Genomic DNA, 18,624 nt, shown 5'->3' on the forward strand with positions numbered 1-18,624 from the left:
TTTGTTTCGCTTTTATTCCGCTATTGCACAAGCTCTTGTTTCGCGTATTACACTTACTTTGATTTCACCGGGGTATTGGACATTAGATTGTATTTCTTGAGCGATTTCTTTGGCAAGTAGATAGGATTCATCATCATCAATTTCTTCTGCTTTGACAATCACTCGCACTTCCCGCCCTGCGTTAATCGCATAGGCGTGTAAAACGCCCATTTTTGAGAGTGCAATTTTTTCTATTTCACTCACGCGTCTTAGGTAGTTTTCTAGCACTTCTCGTCTTGCTCCAGGGCGTGCAGCAGAGAGTGCATCGGCTGCACACACAGCCGCGGCTTCTATGCTTTTGGCTTCTTCATCGCCGTGATGAGAGAGAATCGCATTTAAAACCACAGGGTGCTCATTGTATCGCCGTATGATTTCTGCTCCAAGCTCCACATGAGTGCCTTTGAATTCGTGCGTCCTTGCCTTTCCTATATCGTGCAAGAGTCCCGCTCTTGTTGCAAGCAAGCAATCTCCGCCTAATTCTGCGGCAATGATTCCAGCAAGGTTGGCTACTTCTAGGCTATGGGCTAGTGCATTTTGTCCATAACTTGCACGATAGCGTAATTTTCCAATGAGTTTTTTGATTTCAGGGTGGATATTTCCAAGACCCAAATCAAGAGTAACTTTATCCCCCTCATCAAAAATATTTTGTTCAAATTCTTCAAAGCACTTTTGATAAATTTCTTCGATTCTAGCGGGTTGGATTCTACCATCTTCGATTAATCTTTGGATAGTCTGAACGGCAATGGATCGGCGGTAGAGATTGTGTGAGCTAACAACAATCACACCGGGCGTGTCATCAATAATAATATCTACCCCACAAATCATTTCAAGTGCTTTGATATTGCGTCCATCTTTGCCGATGATTCTAGCTTTCATTTCATCATTAGGGAGAATGATTGTGTGAATAAGTCTCTCAGCGGCGAATTCTCCAGCAAAGCGAGAAGCGGCTTGGGCTAGAATATAAGCGGCTTTGGCTTTGGCTTCTTCTCTAAGCTCTTTTTCTTGTTTTCTTAGAATCTGTGCAATTTCTTGGCTTGATTCTTCTTGCATTTTTTCAAAAAGAAGTTTTTTGGCTTCGCTCTTTGTGATAGTGCTAATAGTGGCTAATTCTTGAGTTAGTTCCTTGAGCTTTTCTTGGTAGTTTGCTTTGAGTTTTTTAAGTGATTCTTGCTCTTGGAGTAAAATATTTTTATCTCGGTTGATGAGTTGTCTTTCGTGATCAAGTGCGCATTGCTTATGTTCTAGCTTTTGATTCTCTCTTAGCTTTACTTTTTCAAATTCTAAGAGATTGTTTTCATATTCTTTTACAATTTTAGCTGTTTCTCTTTCGTATTTTTGCTTTGATTCTAGCTCTATTTCTTTGGCTTTGATTTTTGATTCTTGAAGTGCTTTTTCTGCTTCGTATTCAATAGCCTTTGCCTTAGCCTTTGATTGTTCAAGCAGAATCTCTACATTAGCCCTAGAAAGTCTGCGTGAAATAAGGTAGCTTCCTCCGCCAGCGACTAAGGCTGATAAAGCGGAACTGACAATAATCCAAGTTATCATATTTTTGATCCTCTAATTTGAGACTAGCAAAGGGCGTGATGAAGAAATTTGATTGCACATCGTGTTTTTCTGTGATAGTTTGATGAGTGTAATGAATGCCACGACAAATAAAAATATTAGTAGGTTTGTGTTTTAAAGTATCAAAAAATCTATCATACATACCCTTGCCAAATCCTATGCGTTTGAAATTTTTATCCATTCCAAGTGTGGGAATGATTGCAATATTAATTTTTTTAAAATAAAATGCTGAATTTTTGGCTTCATAAATACCAAATGCCTTTTTTTGCAATGGTAAGCGATATTTTACAATTTTAAAGCTGATACCACACATAAAAGGGATAAAAATTTGAATATTTCTAGATTTGCGGTAAGAATTAAGTAGCTTCCTGCAATCAAATTCGCTTTTTAAAGGATAATAAAATAAAATAGAAATAGGTGCTTTAGAAGTTTTTTTGTGAGCATAAATTAGGCTTTTTAGGAGTTTATCAAGTCGTTTTTCTAAGCGATAATCCAAGAATCTAGAGTGTTTAGAATCTTGGATTTTTTTGAGATTAGCTTTGTAGCGTTGGCGATAGGATTCTTTTAGGTTTTGCAAGGAGTTCCTTTGAATGAAAAGATAAGAGTAATAAACACTAAGCATTGTAGCAAAAGTAAAAGAAAATGAATGTAATAGACTTGTAATTCTTTAAGCAAGATTCCAAACTGCTCTAATCCAAAATAAAAAATAAAACTCAAGACTAAACCACCTAAATACCCAATTTGTCTTGTTTTATCAATCTTGGAAAGAAAACTTTTTGAATGGAATATCAAGGTTTCATTACGCACAAGATAATCTCCAAAAATAAAGCCTATTTGATACAGCCCATAGACTAAAAGCGCACCATAGAAAGTTTGTGGAAAAAGTAAATAAGAGAGTAAATAGCCAAAGGGTAGAATCTCTATAAAAATAAGAATGATTTTATAAGGTTTGGTTTGGAGAAGTTGTGTGTAAAAAAAGCTTAGAATCCAAGCTCCAAGTGCCAAAATGATTCCGCCAATGGAGAAAGTTTTGGGGGGTAAAAGTGCATAAATAGTAAAGATTGTTCCCAAAGCAACTCCCCCAAAAAGGGAGTTTAAAAATTTATAAATGAGATAGTTGCGAAGTGAAAAGTTTTGCATTAGAATTTATATTTCACTCCTCCACCAAAGGTTGTTTCAAATTCATAAGGATAATAAGCCTCACTGACAACTAAAGCATTTTTATGATTTGTAAGATTGTTTGCAAAGGCATAAATTTCAAAATCTTTAAGTGTGTAGCTTAATGTGGCATTGAGACTTTGATAGTTTGGCATTTTTGTAAGCACATTATCATAATCATTATAATCATAAGCCCTAGAGCCATATTTATAAGAGATTCCAAGATTAAGATTAGGAATAGGGAGATAATTAAGGCTTGTTACAAAAGTGTGCTTAGAGACACCGGGAATTGTATTGCCTTTATAGCCTTCATCGCTTTGCATTGCCGCATCAACATAAGCATAACTTAAAGTTGAATAGAGATTTTGTAAAAAATAAGTAGTTAATTTAACCTCACCACCGATTCTTCTTGTTTTTCCTAGAGTTTGGTTATCATAAATGCCTGTGATTTTGTTTAGTCCAAAATAGTTTTCATCGTGCCCTTGGATATAAAACACACTTCCACTAAGCTTGTGAATCCCCACAATCATATCTGTTCCAATTTGAAAAGTATCAAAAGTGGCTGGTTCAATGAGTGTGTTAGGCAAAGGGGCAAATATGCGGAGTAGCCAATCAACATTTGGAGTAACAAAGGTGCGAGAATAGGAAGTAAAAACGCTAATTTGTGGGTGGATTTGGTAATGATAGCCAAGTTCTCCACCAATAAGATTTTCATCCCTGCTATAAGAATTAGTTTGTTTGTTGATGACTCTTTGTGTGTTGATTCCAAGATTGAGTGTGGAGTTTCCTAGATATTTTTCTCCACTAAGATAAAGCAACATTTCACTCACTTCAGCTTTGACATTGTTATTTGTGCGTTGATTTTGTTTGATCTCTCCCCCTATTTCTGCAAGATAGGAATCATTTTTGTAAGCAGTATTAAAATTACCATATAAACCTTTTCCGACATAAAGTGCATTGGGAGAATTGACATAGTTGCTTTCGTTGCGATTCCCACCAAAATTTATATCAGTGGTAACGCCATTTTGTGCAAAATAGGTTAAGCCAATATTATGATACAAATCCCATCGCTTTTGATGACTAAAGGAATCTCCCGCTTGGCTTGGATCTTTGTCAAACTGCTCTTTGGTAAGTGGATCAGCGTATTTGATTCCATATTTGGAATAATTAGCACTAGCTTTTAAGATTAAAGAATCATTGGGGTAATAAAAAAGTGAGATTCCGCTATTTTTGTTGTAATTTCCATCTTTTTCATCAGATCCTTGTGTGATTTTTCTAGCACCTTGAGAATGTTGATATTGACCATAAAATCCAATATTCAAAGTGTCTCCAACATAACGCGCAGTCATTTGTGAATTGAGCGTGTCATAGCTTGAATAGCCTAGATTAATAGTTCCACCTTCTTTGCGTGTGGTGGTGATTTTCAAGATTCCACTCACTGCACCATTACCATATTTTGTCATACCTTTGCCGCGGATAATTTCAATTTTTTGAATTGAATCAAGTGGAATAGAGCTTAGTGAAACAGGCGCTGAATCAATATTGTTTATTCTAACCCCATCAACAATAATCGCAAGATTTTTATGTGCATTTTGTCCAAAACCGCGTAAATCAATGTTTTGTGTATAAGGATTGCCATAACTGGAAGTGGTTTTAAGCAGAGAATGAAGATTTAAGAATTCATAGACATTTTGAGCATTGGATTGTGAAATTTCCTCTGCACTAAATTCTTCTTTGAAGTCTGCATTCTCTACAAACTCATTTGCATGGATAATAGAAAGCTTTAAAGATTGAGAATCTTGAGATTGTGAAGATTTTTCATTCAAAGCAATATTTTGACTTTGTGCAAGTAAAGTGCTATTTAAAGCTAAAATTGCAGCCAAAGAAAAATATTTTTTTCTAAATCCCTTGGGTTGTAGGTTTTTGTGTTTTTGCATTCTAAGTTTTCCTAAATTAATTTGAGATTTGGCATTTTTAAAATTCAGCAATTAATACTTTGAATAAAATTAAAGTGAGCATTGCTAGAGATTTTAAGAAGCCAAAAAGAATTTTACAATAATTTTGTAAAGTATTGACATTTTTTAAAAAAGAGAGTAGAATTTCATCTCATTTTTAAATTTTGCTGGTGTAGCTCAGTTGGTAGAGCAGCTGCCTTGTAAGCAGCAGGCCGGGGGTTCGAGTCCCTTTACCAGCTCCATTTAAATTTTTATTTCAGTGTTTGACCAGTTTATAATTGGGGTGAGATACTCAAGTGGCCAACGAGGGCAGACTGTAAATCTGCTGGTTCTACCTTCCGTGGTTCGAATCCACGTCTCACCACCATTAATAGCTATTTGCGGGAGTAGCTCAGTTGGCTAGAGCATCAGCCTTCCAAGCTGAGGGTCGCGGGTTCGAGCCCCGTTTCCCGCTCCATATACTGGGAGCTGATTCTACTTGTAGTTTTTTTAAATCAGCCCAACACTTATGTATTGTTATTTTTGCCCATATAGCTCAGTGGCAGAGCACTTCCTTGGTAAGGAAGAGGTCGGCGGTTCAATCCCGCTTATGGGCTCCAGTTTTTCAGAGTTTATGATGGAATTGTAGAAAATGTTACGATTCTTAATTTTAAAATTGGTAAAAATAGTGTAAAATTACAGCTATTTTAAACTTTAAATTTTAGGAGAAGCTTATGGCTAAGGAAAAATATGTCAAATCAAAACCCCATGTAAATATTGGAACTATCGGGCATGTTGACCATGGTAAGACAACTTTAAGTGCTGCGATTTCTGCTGTTCTATCAACTAAAGGTTTAGCAGAAATGAAGGACTATGACAATATTGATAATGCTCCAGAAGAAAAAGAGCGTGGTATCACTATTGCAACTTCACACATTGAATATGAAACAGAAAAAAGACACTATGCACACGTAGATTGTCCTGGACACGCTGACTATGTTAAAAACATGATCACAGGTGCTGCGCAAATGGATGGAGCGATTTTGGTTGTTTCTGCTGCAGATGGTCCTATGCCACAAACTAGAGAACACATTTTGTTATCTCGCCAAGTAGGTGTTCCTTACATTGTAGTATTTATGAATAAACAAGATATGGTAGATGATCCAGAATTGTTAGAATTAGTTGAAATGGAAATTAGAGAGCTTTTATCAAGCTATGAATTCCCAGGGGATGATACTCCAATTATTGCTGGTTCTGCATTAAAAGCACTTGAAGAAGCAAAATCTGGAAATCTAGGTGAGTGGAGTGAGAAAATCATGAAGCTTATGGATGCGGTAGATGAATACATTCCAACTCCTGTTCGTGAAACTGATAAAACTTTCCTTATGCCAATTGAAGATGTTTTCTCAATTGCAGGTCGTGGAACAGTTGTAACAGGAAGAATTGAAAGAGGTGTTGTAAAAGTTGGTGATGAAATTGAAATCGTAGGTATTAGACCAACTCAAAAAACAACCGTAACTGGCGTTGAAATGTTTAGAAAAGAGTTAGATCAAGGTGAAGCCGGTGATAATGTTGGGGTGCTTTTAAGAGGAACTAAAAAAGAAGAAGTAGAAAGAGGTATGGTTCTCTGTAAGCCTGGCTCAATCACTCCTCACAAAAAATTTGAAGGTGAAATTTATGTTCTCTCAAAAGAAGAAGGTGGAAGACACACTCCATTCTTTAATGGATATAGACCACAATTCTATGTAAGAACAACAGATATTACAGGTTCTATTGCGTTGCCAGAAGGAGTAGAAATGGTAATGCCTGGTGATAACATTAAAATCACCGTTGAATTAATCAACCCTATCGCACTTGAAGAGGGAACAAGATTTGCTATCCGTGAAGGTGGTAGAACTGTAGGTGCGGGTGTTGTTACAAAGATTATCGAATAGGCTTTAAAAAATGGCTAAAGGTAATCGCGTAAAAATTGGACTCAAATGTTCTGAGTGTGGTGACATTAATTACAGCACTGTAAAAAATGCAAAAACCCAAACAGAAAAACTGGAGCTAAAAAAGTTCTGCCCAAGATTAAATAAACACACAATTCATAAAGAAGTAAAACTAAAAAGCTAAGATTCCTCCTCTTGGCTTTTTGCTTTTTGTAGGTCAGTAGCTCCAATGGTAGAGCGTCGGTCTCCAAAACCGAGTGTTGGGGGTTCGAGTCCCTCCTGGCCTGCCATTTTGTAATAAAGAGAGACAAGCAAAGAGATGAAAAAACTAATAAGTTATTATAGATTATCAAGAGAAGAATTATCAAAGGTTATTTTCCCCACAAAAGAACAAGTGAGAAATGCATTTATTTCTGTGGTTATCGTTGTAACAATAATTGCTTTATTCTTGGCATTGGTTGATTTCATTCTTGGTAGTTTTGTTTCAAGTATTTTATAATTTTTAGGATTTATCTATGGCGTTGTATTGGTATGCGATTCAAACATATTTTGGTAGTGAGCAAGCAGTAAAGCGTGGGATTGAAAATCTTGTAAGAGAACATCACTTAGAAGAAAGAATCACAGATATTGTTGTTCCAACAGAAGATATTATTGAAGTGAAAAATAACAAAAAAAAGATAAGCGAAAGAAGCCTTTATCCAGGATATGTTTTTATTAAAGTTGATCTTGATACAGCATTATGGCATAAAATCCAATCTTTACCGAAAGTTAGTCGTTTTATTGGTGAGGCTAAAAAGCCAACTCCATTGAGTGAAGCAGACATTAATCATATTATTGAAAAAGTTCAAAATCGTGCTGCTCCTAAACCAAAAGTGATTTTTGAAACAGGAGAAGTTGTTCGAATTATTGAGGGTCCTTTTGCGAATTTTACTGGGACGGTTGAAGAATATGATATGGAACACAGAAAGCTCAAATTAAATGTTTCTATTTTTGGTAGAAGCACTCCTATTGAAATACTTTATTCACAAGTGGAAAAAATAGTTTAATTACTAAAGACAAGGATAAGTTATGGCAAAGAAAATCATTGGCGAACTTAAGCTTCAAATCCCTGCGGGCAAAGCTAATCCATCTCCTCCTGTTGGTCCAGCTCTAGGGCAGCGTGGTGTTAATATTATGGAATTTTGTAAAGCATTCAACGAAAAAACAAAAGATATGGGCGATTTTAATATTCCTGTATTAATCACTGTTTATCAAGATAAAAGCTTTACATTTGTAACTAAAAAACCACCTGTTACAGATCTTATTAAAAAAGCAGCAGGAATCCAAAAAGGTTCTGACAATCCATTGAAAAATAAAGTGGGAAAATTAACTAAAGCGCAAGTTTTAGAAATTGTTAAAACAAAGATGGATGATTTGAATGCAAATTCAGAAGAAGCAGCAATTAAAATTGTTGAGGGAAGTGCTCGAAGTATGGGCATTGAAGTTGTAGATTAAATAGACGCGTTGGAGTATAAAATATGGCAAAAAAAATTACTAAAAGAATGCAAAAACTACTAGAAAAGGTAGATTGTAAAAAGATATACGATATTACAACCGCTTCTGCAACAGTGAAATCTTTAGCATCTGCTAAATTTGATGAAACCGTTGAGATTGCGTTGAGTTTGGGAGTTGATCCTAGACATGCCGATCAAATGATTCGTGGTGCTGTTGTATTGCCTAATGGAACAGGAAAGAATGTTCGTGTAGCGGTTTTTGCAAAAGGTGTAAAAGCTGATGAAGCAAAAGCAGCAGGAGCTGATGTTGTGGGTGATGAAGATTTAGCAGAACAAATCAAAGGTGGAGAAATCAATTTTGATATGGTGATTGCTACTCCAGATATGATGGCTTTGGTAGGAAAAGTGGGTCGAATCTTAGGTCCAAAAGGATTAATGCCAAACCCAAAAACTGGAACAGTAACTATGGAAGTTTCAAAAGCAGTGAGCAATGCTAAGAGCGGACAAGTTAATTATCGTGTAGATAAAAAAGGGATTATCCACGCACCCGTTGGAAAAGTTAGCTTTGATGCAAAAAAATTAGAAGAAAATATCATCGCACTTGTTAGAAATATCAACAAGCAAAAGCCGGCAACTGCTAAGGGTAAGTATATTAAAAATGCAACTTTATCGCTAACAATGAGTCCATCACTTAAACTTGATGCACAAGAACTCATTGATATGAAATAATTTATTCTTGTTTTTATCTTAGACTAATGACTATAGGGGCTTTGCTTAAAATTTACCCTATATAAGTCTTTCGTCGGAAAGGAGGTTAAAATGACAAAAGTAGAAAAAAACGCTTTAATTGAAAGTTTGAGTGCTGAATTTCAAGCTTCAAAAGCAATTGTAGTTTGTGATTACAAAGGGCTTACAGTTAAGGAATTAGAAACTCTAAGAGCAGAAATGAGAGCTCAAAGTGCAAAAGTGCAAGTTGTTAAGAATACTCTAGCTTCTATTGCATTAAAAAATTCTAATATTGAAGGTTTAGAATTAAAAGAAAATAATATTTTTCTTTGGAGCGAAGATCAAATTTCTTTATCAAAAGTAGTTTGTAAATTTTCAAATTCTGTGGGCGGAAAATTAGTGATCAAATCTGGTTACTTTGAAGGAGAGTTGGTTGATTCAAAACATATCGAAGCAGTTTCAAAACTACCTTCAAAAGAAGAGCTTATTGGTATGTTGTTGTCTGTTTGGACTGCACCTGCGAGATATTTCGTTACAGGATTGGATAACTTACGCAAACAAAAAGAAAGTGAATAATTAATAAATTTAAGGAGATAAATTATGGCAATTTCAAAAGAAGATGTATTAGAGTATATTGGCAATCTTTCTGTTATGGAGCTTTCAGAGCTTGTAAAAGCGTTTGAAGAAAAATTCGGCGTTTCTGCTGCGCCAACTGTTGTTGCAGGTGCAGTTGCTGGAGGTGCTGGTGCTGCTGCAGAAGAAAAAACAGAATTTGATGTTATTCTTGCAGATAGCGGTGATAAGAAAATCAATGTTATCAAAGTTGTAAGGGAAGTAACAGGTCTTGGCTTAAAAGAAGCAAAAGATGCAGTTGAGAAAACTCCATTCACCGTTAAAGAAGGTGTGAAAAAAGAAGACGCTGAAGCTATGAAAGCAAAATTTGAAGAGGCTGGTGCTAAAGTCGAAATTAAGTAATTTAAGAGGAGGGTTTTTTTAACCCTCCGAAATTTTCATTTTTCTTCCAAAATTCTACATTAATAAAAGGTAATGATTATGCCAGTAAATTTAAAATCCGGAAATAGATTAAGAGTTGATTTTACTAAGATTCCGCAAAATATAGCCGTTCCAAATTTACTTCAATTACAAAGAAGTAGTTATGAAGCTTTTTTGCAATCAAAAGAAAACAATGAATCTGGTATTGAAAAAGTTTTTAAGTCTATTTTTCCTATTCATGATACTCAAAATAGAATTAGTCTTGAATACGCAGGTTGTGAATATGGAAAGCCACGATATACCGTAAGAGAGGCTATGGAGAGAGGTTTGACTTATTCAATTCCTTTGAAAATAAAAATCCGCTTGGTGCTTTGGGAGAGAGATGAAAAGACAGGCGAAAAGTTAGGTATTAAAGATATTAAAGAGCAAAATATTTTTGTTCGCGAGATTCCATTGATGACAGAAAGAACAAGCTTTATTATTAATGGAGTAGAAAGGGTAGTGGTTAATCAACTCCATAGAAGTCCTGGAGTTATTTTTAAAGAAGAAGAATCATCAACAACTTCCAACAAGCTTGTTTATACAGGTCAAATTATTCCCGATAGAGGTTCTTGGTTGTATTTTGAATATGATGCAAAAGATACACTTTTTGTGCGTGTTAATAAGAGAAGAAAAATTCCTGTAACGATTCTTTTTAGAGCTTTGGGGTATTCTAAGCAAGATATTTTAAAAATGTTCTACCCTTCTTTAAGCGTTAAAGCTAAGAGTGGAAAATATTTTATCGCTTTTGATCCTGAGGAATTTATTGGTCGTGTGGATTTTGACATTAAAGATTCTAAAGGAAAATTGATTCTTGCTGCTGGGAAACGATTGACTGCTAAAAAAGCTAAAGCGTTAAAAGAAGAAAAAATCAATATGATTGAATATCCTGTTGAAACTTTAGTGAATCGCTATTTGGCAGAGCCTATCATTGATAAAGAGAGTGGTGAAGTTATTTTTGATACTTTAACTTTAATGGATGATTCCAAACTTAAAAAGCTTGCAGAAATGGGTATTAATGAGTTTGTAATCGCTAATGATTTAGCTAATGGTGTAGATTCTTCTATTATTAATGCTTTTATTGCTGATGCTGAATCGCTAAAGCTTCTTAAACAAACTGAAAAAATTGATAATGAAAATGATTTGGCAACTATTCGTATCTATAAAGTAATGCGTCCAGGAGAACCTGTTACTAAAGAAGCTGCTAAACAATTTGTGCAACAATTGTTTTTTGATCCAGAGAGATATGATTTAACACGAGTTGGGCGTATGAAAATGAATCATAAGCTTGATATTTCTGTTCCTGATTATGTTACGATTCTAACTCACGAAGACATTATTAAAACTGTGCGTTACCTTATCCATGTGAAAAATGGGCAAGGTAGAATTGATGATAGAGATCATTTAGGAAATCGTAGAATCCGTGCTATTGGAGAGCTTTTAGCTAATGAATTGCATACAGGATTAGTTAAAATGCAAAAAGCTATTCGCGATAAGCTTTCAACGATTAGTAGCGGTTTAGAAGAGCTTATGCCACACGATTTAGTAAATTCTAAAATGATTACAAGCACTATTTTAGAGTTTTTTACAGGCGGACAACTCTCTCAATTTATGGATCAAACCAATCCGCTCTCTGAAGTGACTCACAAAAGACGCCTATCTGCACTTGGAGAAGGCGGTTTAGTGAAAGAGCGTGCAGGGTTTGAAGTGCGTGATGTGCATCCAACACACTATGGTAGGATTTGTCCAATTGAAACTCCAGAAGGTCAAAATATTGGTTTGATTAATACACTCTCTACTTATGCTAAAGTTAATGATTTAGGATTCATTGAAGCACCTTATCGTAAAGTTGTGGATAAAAAAGTTACCGATGAAATTGTGTATTTGACTGCTACGCAAGAAGAAGGGGCAGTGATCGCACCTGCAAGCACGATTTTAACTAATGACAATATGATTAAAGAAGATATTATTGAGGTGCGAAAAGATGGAGAGATTATCCTTATGGAATCTTCCAAAGTTGAGCTAATTGACCTTAGCCCAAGAATGGTAGTAGGGGTTGCAGCAAGTTTGATTCCATTCTTAGAGCACGATGATGCTAACCGCGCCTTGATGGGTTCAAATATGCAACGCCAAGCAGTGCCTTTACTTTGCCCTGATGCTCCAGTGGTTGGAACAGGAATTGAAAAGATTGTTTCACGCGATTCATGGGAATCTCTTAAGGCTACACGCGGCGGTATTGTAGAAAAAGTGGATGCAAAAAATATTTATATCTTAGGTGAAGATGAAAATGGTGCTTTTATTGATCATTATTCTCTTCAAAAAAATCTAAGAACTAACCAAAACACTTCTTTTTCTCAAAAGCCAATTGTAAAAGCAGGGGATGTGATTGAGAGTGGAGATGTGATTGCAGATGGTCCTAATATGGATCAAGGTGAGCTTGCATTGGGTAAAAATATCCGCGTTGCTTTTATGCCTTGGAATGGTTATAACTTTGAAGATGCAATTGTTGTAAGTGAAAAACTTATTCGCAATGATGCCTTTACATCAATCCATATCTATGAAAAAGAGATTGAAGCTAGAGAGCTAAAACACGGAGTTGAAGAGATTACTCGTGATATTCCAAATATTCGCGAAGAAGAATTAGCTCATCTTGATGAGAGTGGAATTGTTAAAATTGGGACTTATGTAACAGGCGGTATGATTCTTGTAGGAAAAGCTTCTCCAAAAGGTGAAGTGAAGCCAACTCCAGAAGAAAGATTATTAAGAGCAATCTTTGGGGAAAAAGCAGGACATGTTGTCAATAAATCCCTTTATTGTCCTCCAAGCTTGGAAGGAACGGTTATTGATGTTAAGATTTTTACTAAAAAAGGTTATGATAAAGATAGACGTGCTGTGATAGCTTATGAAGAAGAAAAGGCGCGTTTAGATTTAGAACACCACGATAAATTGTTAATGCTTGATCGTGAAGAAAGCTTGAGAATCGGATCCATTCTTGCTAAAGAAAAACTTATTGCCAATGTCAAAGTGGGTGATAAAGAATATAAAAAAGGTAGCGTGATTCCTAAAGAAGAGCTAGAAAATGTTAATCGCTTTGTAATGGGAACAATCATCAAGGGCTATTCTAAAGAGATTCAAAGTCAATATGATCTGCTTAAAGCTAACTTTTTAGAGCAAAAGAAAAGCCTTAGTGAAGAACACGAAGAAAAACTTTCCATTATTGAAAAAGATGATATTTTACCAAGTGGAGTTGTGAAGCTTGTTAAAATTTATGTTGCCACTAAACGCAAATTAAAAGTGGGCGATAAAATGGCAGGAAGACACGGAAACAAAGGGATTGTTTCAAATATTGTTCCAGAAGTGGATATGCCTTATACCAAAGATGGGCGTCCTGTGGAAATCGTGCTTAATCCACTTGGTGTGCCTAGCCGTATGAATATAGGGCAGATTTTAGAAGTGCATTTGGGCTTAGTGGGTAAAAAATTAGGTGAGCAAATTGCATTTGTTTTTGAGCAAGAAAAAAGCCAATGGATAAGCCAACTAAGAGAAAAAATGCAAGAGATTGCAGAAGTTTCAGGAATGAAAGAAACTAAAGAGTTCTTAGCTTCATTAAATGATGAGGCATTACTTGCTTATGCGAGAGATTGGAGCAAGGGAGTGAAGTTTGCCACACCAGTTTTTGAAGGGGTGAATGCTCAAGAGTTTGAAAAATTGTTCAATTTAGCTAAGATTGATACCGATGGAAAAACTGAGCTTTATGATGGTAGAACTGGTGAAAAAATGATGGAGAGAGTGAATGTGGGATATATGTATATGCTCAAACTCCACCATCTTGTTGATGAAAAGGTGCATGCAAGAAGCACAGGACCTTATAGTCTTGTAACGCAACAACCAGTAGGCGGTAAAGCACTCTTTGGTGGGCAAAGATTCGGGGAAATGGAAGTGTGGGCATTGGAAGCCTATGGTGCAGCACATACACTTAAAGAAATGCTAACTATTAAATCAGATGATGTAGAAGGGCGTGTGAAAGCTTATAAAGCTATTACAAGAGGTGAAGCAGTTAAAGAATCTGAGATTCCAGAAACTTTTTATGTTTTAACCAAAGAATTGCAAAGTTTGGCTTTAGATGTGAATGTGTTTGCGGATAATCAAGAGGGTATGAGTGAGCCAATTGTGATTAAAGAAGATAATCGCCCAAGCGATTTCAATGCTTTCCAGCTTCTTTTAGCTAGTCCAGAGAAGATTCGTAGTTGGAGTTATGGAGAAGTCAAAAAGCCTGAAACCATTAACTACCGCACATTAAAGCCAGAGCGCGATGGTTTATTCTGTGCTAAGATTTTTGGTCCGGTGAGGGATTATGAATGCCTTTGTGGTAAATACAAAAAAATGCGTTACAAAGGAATTGTGTGTGAAAAATGTGGTGTAGAAGTAACAAGCTCTAAAGTGCGTCGATCTCGAATGGGGCATATTGAGCTAGTAACACCTGTAGCACATATTTGGTATGTTAATTCCTTGCCAAGCAGAATCGGAACGCTTTTGGGTGTGAAGATGAAAGATTTAGAACGCGTTTTGTATTATGAGGCTTATATTGTTAAACAACCAGGAGAAGCTTATTATGACAATGAAGGCACAAAGCCTGTTGCTAAATATGATGTCTTAAATGAGGAGCAATTCCAAAATCTTTCACAAAGATTTGAACATACAGGATTTGTTGCACAGATGGGTGGAGAGGCTGTAAAAGAGCTTTTAGAAGGGATTGATTTGGTGGATTTAATTGCAGAATTAAAAGAAGCAATTAAAACTACCAATTCTGAAGCCAAAAAGAAAACAATCATTAAGCGTTTAAAAGTGGTAGAAAGTTTTGTGGTTTCTGGTGGTCAGAATCGCCCAGAATGGATGATGCTAACCGTTCTACCAGTATTGCCTCCAGATTTGCGTCCTTTAGTAGCACTTGATGGTGGTAAATTTGCAGTAAGCGATGTGAATGACTTGTATCGCAGAGTGATTAATCGTAATCAACGCTTGAAACGCTTAATTGAGCTTGATGCGCCAGAAATTATTGTGCGTAATGAAAAAAGAATGTTGCAAGAAGCAGTTGATGCACTCTTTGATAATGGTCGCAATGCCAATGCAGTTAAGGGGGCTAATAAACGCCCACTTAAATCACTTTCTGAGATTATTAAAGGAAAGCAAGGGCGATTCCGTCAAAATTTACTTGGAAAGCGTGTGGATTTTTCAGGACGATCTGTTATTGTTGTGGGTCCAAATTTACGAATGGATCAATGTGGATTGCCTAAAAATATGGCTTTGGAATTGTTTAAACCGCATATTTTGGCAAAACTTGAAGAAAAGGGTTATGCTACAACGCTTAAACAAGCCAAAAAGATGATTGAGCGTAAAAGTAACGAAGTATGGGAGTGTTTGCAAGAAATTGTTCAGGATTATCCAGTGATGCTCAATCGTGCGCCAACTTTGCATAAGCAATCCATTCAAGCTTTCCATCCTAAGTTAATTGATGGTAAAGCAATTCAATTGCATCCTTTAGTTTGTGCCGCTTTTAATGCGGATTTTGATGGGGATCAAATGGCGGTGCATGTGCCACTTTCTCAAGAAGCTATTACAGAATGTAAGCTTTTAATGCTTAGTTCAATGAATATCTTGCTTCCTGCAAGTGGTAAAGCTGTAACCGTGCCTAGCCAAGATATGGTTTTAGGGCTTTATTATCTTTCTTTGGAGAAAGATGGATCTAAAGGAGAGCATAAGCTATTCTCTAATATTGATCAAATCCATATCGCATTAGAATCTGGAGTGGTAGAGATTAGCTCTAAAGTAAGGGTGTTTGTAGAGGATAGAATCATTAATACAACTATTGGTAGAATGATTCTTAAGTCTATTTTACCGGATTTTGTGCCAATGCATTTGTGGAATAAAATCTTAAAGAAGAAAGACATTGCAGCCTTGATTGATTATGTTTATAAAGAAGGTGGAGTTGGAGTAACGGCTAGTTTCTTAGATAATCTTAAAAATCTAGGATTTAAATACGCAACTAGAGCAGGTATTTCTATTTCCGCTGATGATATTATCGTGCCAAACAATAAAAACAAAGTTATTGAGGGTGCGAAGAAAAAGGTTAAAGACATTCAAGCGCAATTTGGAGCAGGTTTATTGACTGAACAAGAGCGTTATAACAAGATTATTGACGTTTGGACAGATACCAACAATGCACTAGGAAATGAAATGATGAAGCTCATTGAGAGTGATAAATCTGGATTTAACTCGATTTATATGATGGCTGATTCGGGTGCTAGAGGTAGTGCAGGACAGATTAGACAGCTCTCAGCTATGCGTGGTTTGATGGCAAAACCTGATGGAACAATTATTGAAACTCCAATTACTTCAAACTTCAAAGAAGGTTTGAATGTGTTAGAATATTTTATTTCAACACACGGAGCAAGAAAGGGTCTTGCAGATACTGCACTTAAAACAGCTAATGCTGGATACCTTACAAGAAAACTCATTGATGTGAGCCAAAATGTCAAAATTGTAATGGATGATTGTGGAACTAATGAAGGTGTTGAGATTACCGATATTACTGTAGGTAGTGAGCTTATCGAGTCGCTTGATGAAAGAATCTTTGGGCGTGTGATAGCTGAGAATATCATTGATCCAATTACTAATGAAGTTTTAATTAGTGAGGGCACATTAATTGATGAAGAAAAGGCTAGAAAAGTTAAGGAAGCAGGTGTCAAATCTGTAATTATCCGAACCCCTGTAACTTGTAAGGCTGAAAAAGGTGTGTGTGCTAAATGTTATGGGCTTAATCTTGGTGAATCAAGAATCTCCAAAATGGGAGAGGCTGTAGGTGTTGTGGCAGCACAATCTATTGGTGAGCCTGGAACACAGCTTACACTAAGGACATTCCATATTGGTGGAACAGCAAGTAGAAGCCAAGAAGAGCGTCAAGTTGTGGCTGATAAAGAAGGATTTATTCGCTATTATAATGTTAAAACTTATAAAAACAGGGAAGGGAAGCGAATCATTTCTAACCGAAGAAATGCAGCGATTTTGCTAGTGGAGCCAAAAATCAAAGCTCCTTTTGAGGGTGAATTAAAAGTTGATATTGTGCATGATGAAGTGATTATTTCTGTTGTGGGCAAAGAAGAAACAGCAAAATTCACACTCCGAAAAAGTGATGTAGCAAAACCAAACGAATTAGCAGGGGTAACAGGAAAAATTGAAGGGAAATTCTATATTCCTTATCCAAGTGGGCACTATGTGAGAGATGAGGGAAGTATTGTAGATATTATTAAAGATAGTTGGAATATTCCTAATCGAATCGCTTATGCTAGTGAATTAAAAGTTGAAGATAACGCACCTATTACTCAAAAAATTTATGCTAAAGAAGAAGGAATTGTGAAGTATTACTACTTGCAAGGTGATCATTTAGAACGCTATAGAGCCTTAAAAAAAGGTGAAAAGATTACCGAAAAAGGTGTATTTGCTGTGATTGCTGATGAATATGATCAAGAGGCAGCACGGCATTATATTGCAAGGGATTCAATTATTGAGATAGAAGACAATCAAAAAGTTGGAAAAAATACACTCATTGCAAGTCCAGAAAGTGATGAGCAAGTTGTAATTGCAGATTGGGATCCTTATTCTAATCCAATTATTTCAGAAGAAGCAGGAACTATTAAGTTTGAGGATATTATTCCTGGACTTACCGTTTCAGAGCAAACCGATGAATTAACAGGGCAAACAAGATTGGTAGTTAATGAATATATCTCTAGTGCGTATAAGCCGACTTTGGTTTTATCAACAGCAAAAGGTGGATTGATTCGTTATTCATTAGATCCAAAAACTGCTATTTTTGTCGCAGATGGAGCAAAGGTGGAAATGGCGGATGTTTTAGCTAAAACTCCAAAAGCCTTGGTTAAATCAAAAGATATTACTGGAGGTCTTCCAAGAGTTTCTGAACTCTTTGAAGCAAGAAAACCAAAAGATCCAGCTGTTTTAGCAGAAATCGATGGTATTGTAAGTTTTGGTAAGCCAGTAAGAGGTAAGGAACGAATTGTTATTACTGCTAATGATGGAAGAATGGTGGAGTATCTCATTGATAAATCTAAGCAAATTTTGGTGCATGAAGGCGAATTTGTGCATGCAGGAGAAGCAATTACTGATGGTGTGATTGCAAGTCAAGATATTTTACGAATTGGTGGAGAAAAAGAACTTTACAAATATATTGTAAGTGAAGTGCAACAAGTGTATCGACGCCAAGGGGTAAGCATTGCCGATAAACATATTGAAATTATTGTTTCACAAATGTTAAGGCAAGTGCGAATCTATGATAGTGGAAATACGAAGTTTATTGAAGGTGATTTAGTTAGTAAGCGTCATTTTAGGGAAGAAAATGCAAGAATTATTAAAATGGGTGGTATCCCTGCCATTGCAGAGCCGGTGTTGTTAGGAATCACAAGAGCAGCAATTGGAAGTGATTCGGTAATTTCAGCAGCTTCTTTCCAAGAGACAACTAAAGTCTTAACTGAAGCAAGTATTGCAGCTAAAATCGATTATTTAGAGGATTTAAAAGAAAACATCGTATTGGGTCGTATGATACCTGTTGGAACAGGAATCTATAAAGGCAAGAAGGTTAGAATTAAGGAGAATTAAGGTTATTGTAACCTTGATTTAAGCGAAAGTAAAGTGTGATTTGAATATAATCCGCTTCATTTTCTCTATTGAAATTATTTA

General features: G+C 36.0%; 13 protein-coding genes and 5 tRNA genes. 14 read left to right on the plus strand and 4 right to left on the minus strand.

Annotated elements, in window-relative coordinates:
- Positions 1 to 12: 12 nt before the first annotated feature.
- The 4 genes from rny to HCAN_RS01080 all read right to left on the minus strand — a co-directional run bounded on the left by rny (position 13) and on the right by HCAN_RS01080 (position 4,697).
- Positions 13 to 1,584, minus strand: a complete 1,572-nt coding sequence (rny, locus tag HCAN_RS01065) for a ribonuclease Y (RefSeq protein ID WP_006656707.1) — start codon at positions 1,582 to 1,584, stop codon at positions 13 to 15.
- Positions 1,499 to 2,179, minus strand: coding sequence for a 5-formyltetrahydrofolate cyclo-ligase (locus tag HCAN_RS01070; protein WP_006655957.1), 681 nt, complete (start codon positions 2,177 to 2,179; stop codon positions 1,499 to 1,501). Before HCAN_RS01070 ends, rny begins: the two co-directional genes overlap by 86 nt.
- Positions 2,167 to 2,673, minus strand: coding sequence for a hypothetical protein (locus tag HCAN_RS01075; protein WP_232049073.1), 507 nt, complete (start codon positions 2,671 to 2,673; stop codon positions 2,167 to 2,169). Before HCAN_RS01075 ends, HCAN_RS01070 begins: the two co-directional genes overlap by 13 nt.
- Positions 2,674 to 2,741: 68 nt before the next feature.
- Positions 2,742 to 4,697, minus strand: a complete 1,956-nt coding sequence (locus tag HCAN_RS01080) for a TonB-dependent receptor (RefSeq protein WP_006655955.1) — start codon at positions 4,695 to 4,697, stop codon at positions 2,742 to 2,744.
- A 184-nt stretch (positions 4,698 to 4,881) separates the two neighbouring features.
- Between HCAN_RS01080 and HCAN_RS01085 the strand changes: the two genes are divergently transcribed.
- The 14 genes from HCAN_RS01085 (at position 4,882) to HCAN_RS01150 (ending at position 18,543) form a co-directional block, all read left to right on the plus strand.
- Positions 4,882 to 4,957: transfer RNA gene (locus tag HCAN_RS01085), tRNA-Thr, on the plus strand.
- 40 nt (positions 4,958 to 4,997) lie between these two features.
- Positions 4,998 to 5,082 (plus strand) — tRNA-Tyr (locus HCAN_RS01090).
- A gap of 13 nt (positions 5,083 to 5,095) precedes the next feature.
- Positions 5,096 to 5,172 (plus strand) — tRNA-Gly (locus tag HCAN_RS01095).
- A 67-nt stretch (positions 5,173 to 5,239) separates the two neighbouring features.
- Positions 5,240 to 5,314, plus strand: a tRNA-Thr gene (locus tag HCAN_RS01100).
- Positions 5,315 to 5,428: 114 nt separating this feature from the next.
- Positions 5,429 to 6,628 carry an elongation factor Tu gene (gene tuf, locus HCAN_RS01105; RefSeq protein ID WP_006655954.1) on the plus strand — a complete coding sequence of 400 codons (1,200 nt, stop codon included), beginning with the start codon at positions 5,429 to 5,431 and terminating at the stop codon, positions 6,626 to 6,628.
- 10 nt (positions 6,629 to 6,638) lie between these two features.
- Positions 6,639 to 6,809 (plus strand): 50S ribosomal protein L33, encoded by a 171-nt coding sequence (gene rpmG / locus HCAN_RS01110; protein ID WP_005021381.1) that lies wholly within the window; start codon positions 6,639 to 6,641, stop codon positions 6,807 to 6,809.
- Positions 6,810 to 6,839: 30 nt separating this feature from the next.
- Positions 6,840 to 6,915 (plus strand) — tRNA-Trp (locus HCAN_RS01115).
- A gap of 29 nt (positions 6,916 to 6,944) precedes the next feature.
- On the plus strand, positions 6,945 to 7,124 hold the full coding sequence (gene secE, locus HCAN_RS01120; protein ID WP_006655953.1) for a preprotein translocase subunit SecE: 180 nt from the start codon (positions 6,945 to 6,947) through the stop codon (positions 7,122 to 7,124).
- Between the two features lie 22 nt (positions 7,125 to 7,146).
- Entirely contained in the window at positions 7,147 to 7,671 is a 525-nt protein-coding gene (gene nusG, locus HCAN_RS01125) for a transcription termination/antitermination protein NusG (RefSeq protein ID WP_172617264.1), read from the plus strand.
- Between the two features lie 22 nt (positions 7,672 to 7,693).
- Positions 7,694 to 8,119 carry a 50S ribosomal protein L11 gene (rplK, locus tag HCAN_RS01130; RefSeq protein ID WP_006655951.1) on the plus strand — a complete coding sequence of 142 codons (426 nt, stop codon included), beginning with the start codon at positions 7,694 to 7,696 and terminating at the stop codon, positions 8,117 to 8,119.
- A gap of 23 nt (positions 8,120 to 8,142) precedes the next feature.
- A complete protein-coding gene (gene rplA / locus HCAN_RS01135; RefSeq protein ID WP_006655950.1) occupies positions 8,143 to 8,847 on the plus strand; it encodes a 50S ribosomal protein L1 in 705 nt (234 codons plus the stop codon).
- 90 nt (positions 8,848 to 8,937) lie between these two features.
- Positions 8,938 to 9,420: a 50S ribosomal protein L10 gene (gene rplJ / locus HCAN_RS01140; RefSeq protein WP_006655949.1), complete on the plus strand. Its 483-nt coding sequence runs from the start codon at positions 8,938 to 8,940 to the stop codon at positions 9,418 to 9,420.
- Between the two features lie 24 nt (positions 9,421 to 9,444).
- Positions 9,445 to 9,819 carry a 50S ribosomal protein L7/L12 gene (gene rplL, locus HCAN_RS01145; RefSeq protein WP_006655948.1) on the plus strand — a complete coding sequence of 125 codons (375 nt, stop codon included), beginning with the start codon at positions 9,445 to 9,447 and terminating at the stop codon, positions 9,817 to 9,819.
- A 72-nt stretch (positions 9,820 to 9,891) separates the two neighbouring features.
- Positions 9,892 to 18,543 (plus strand): DNA-directed RNA polymerase subunit beta/beta', encoded by an 8,652-nt coding sequence (locus HCAN_RS01150; RefSeq protein WP_006655947.1) that lies wholly within the window; start codon positions 9,892 to 9,894, stop codon positions 18,541 to 18,543.
- Positions 18,544 to 18,624 lie beyond the last annotated feature (81 nt).

It is taken from the genome of Helicobacter canadensis MIT 98-5491, assembly GCF_000162575.1.
Classification (GTDB): domain Bacteria; phylum Campylobacterota; class Campylobacteria; order Campylobacterales; family Helicobacteraceae; genus Helicobacter_D; species Helicobacter_D canadensis.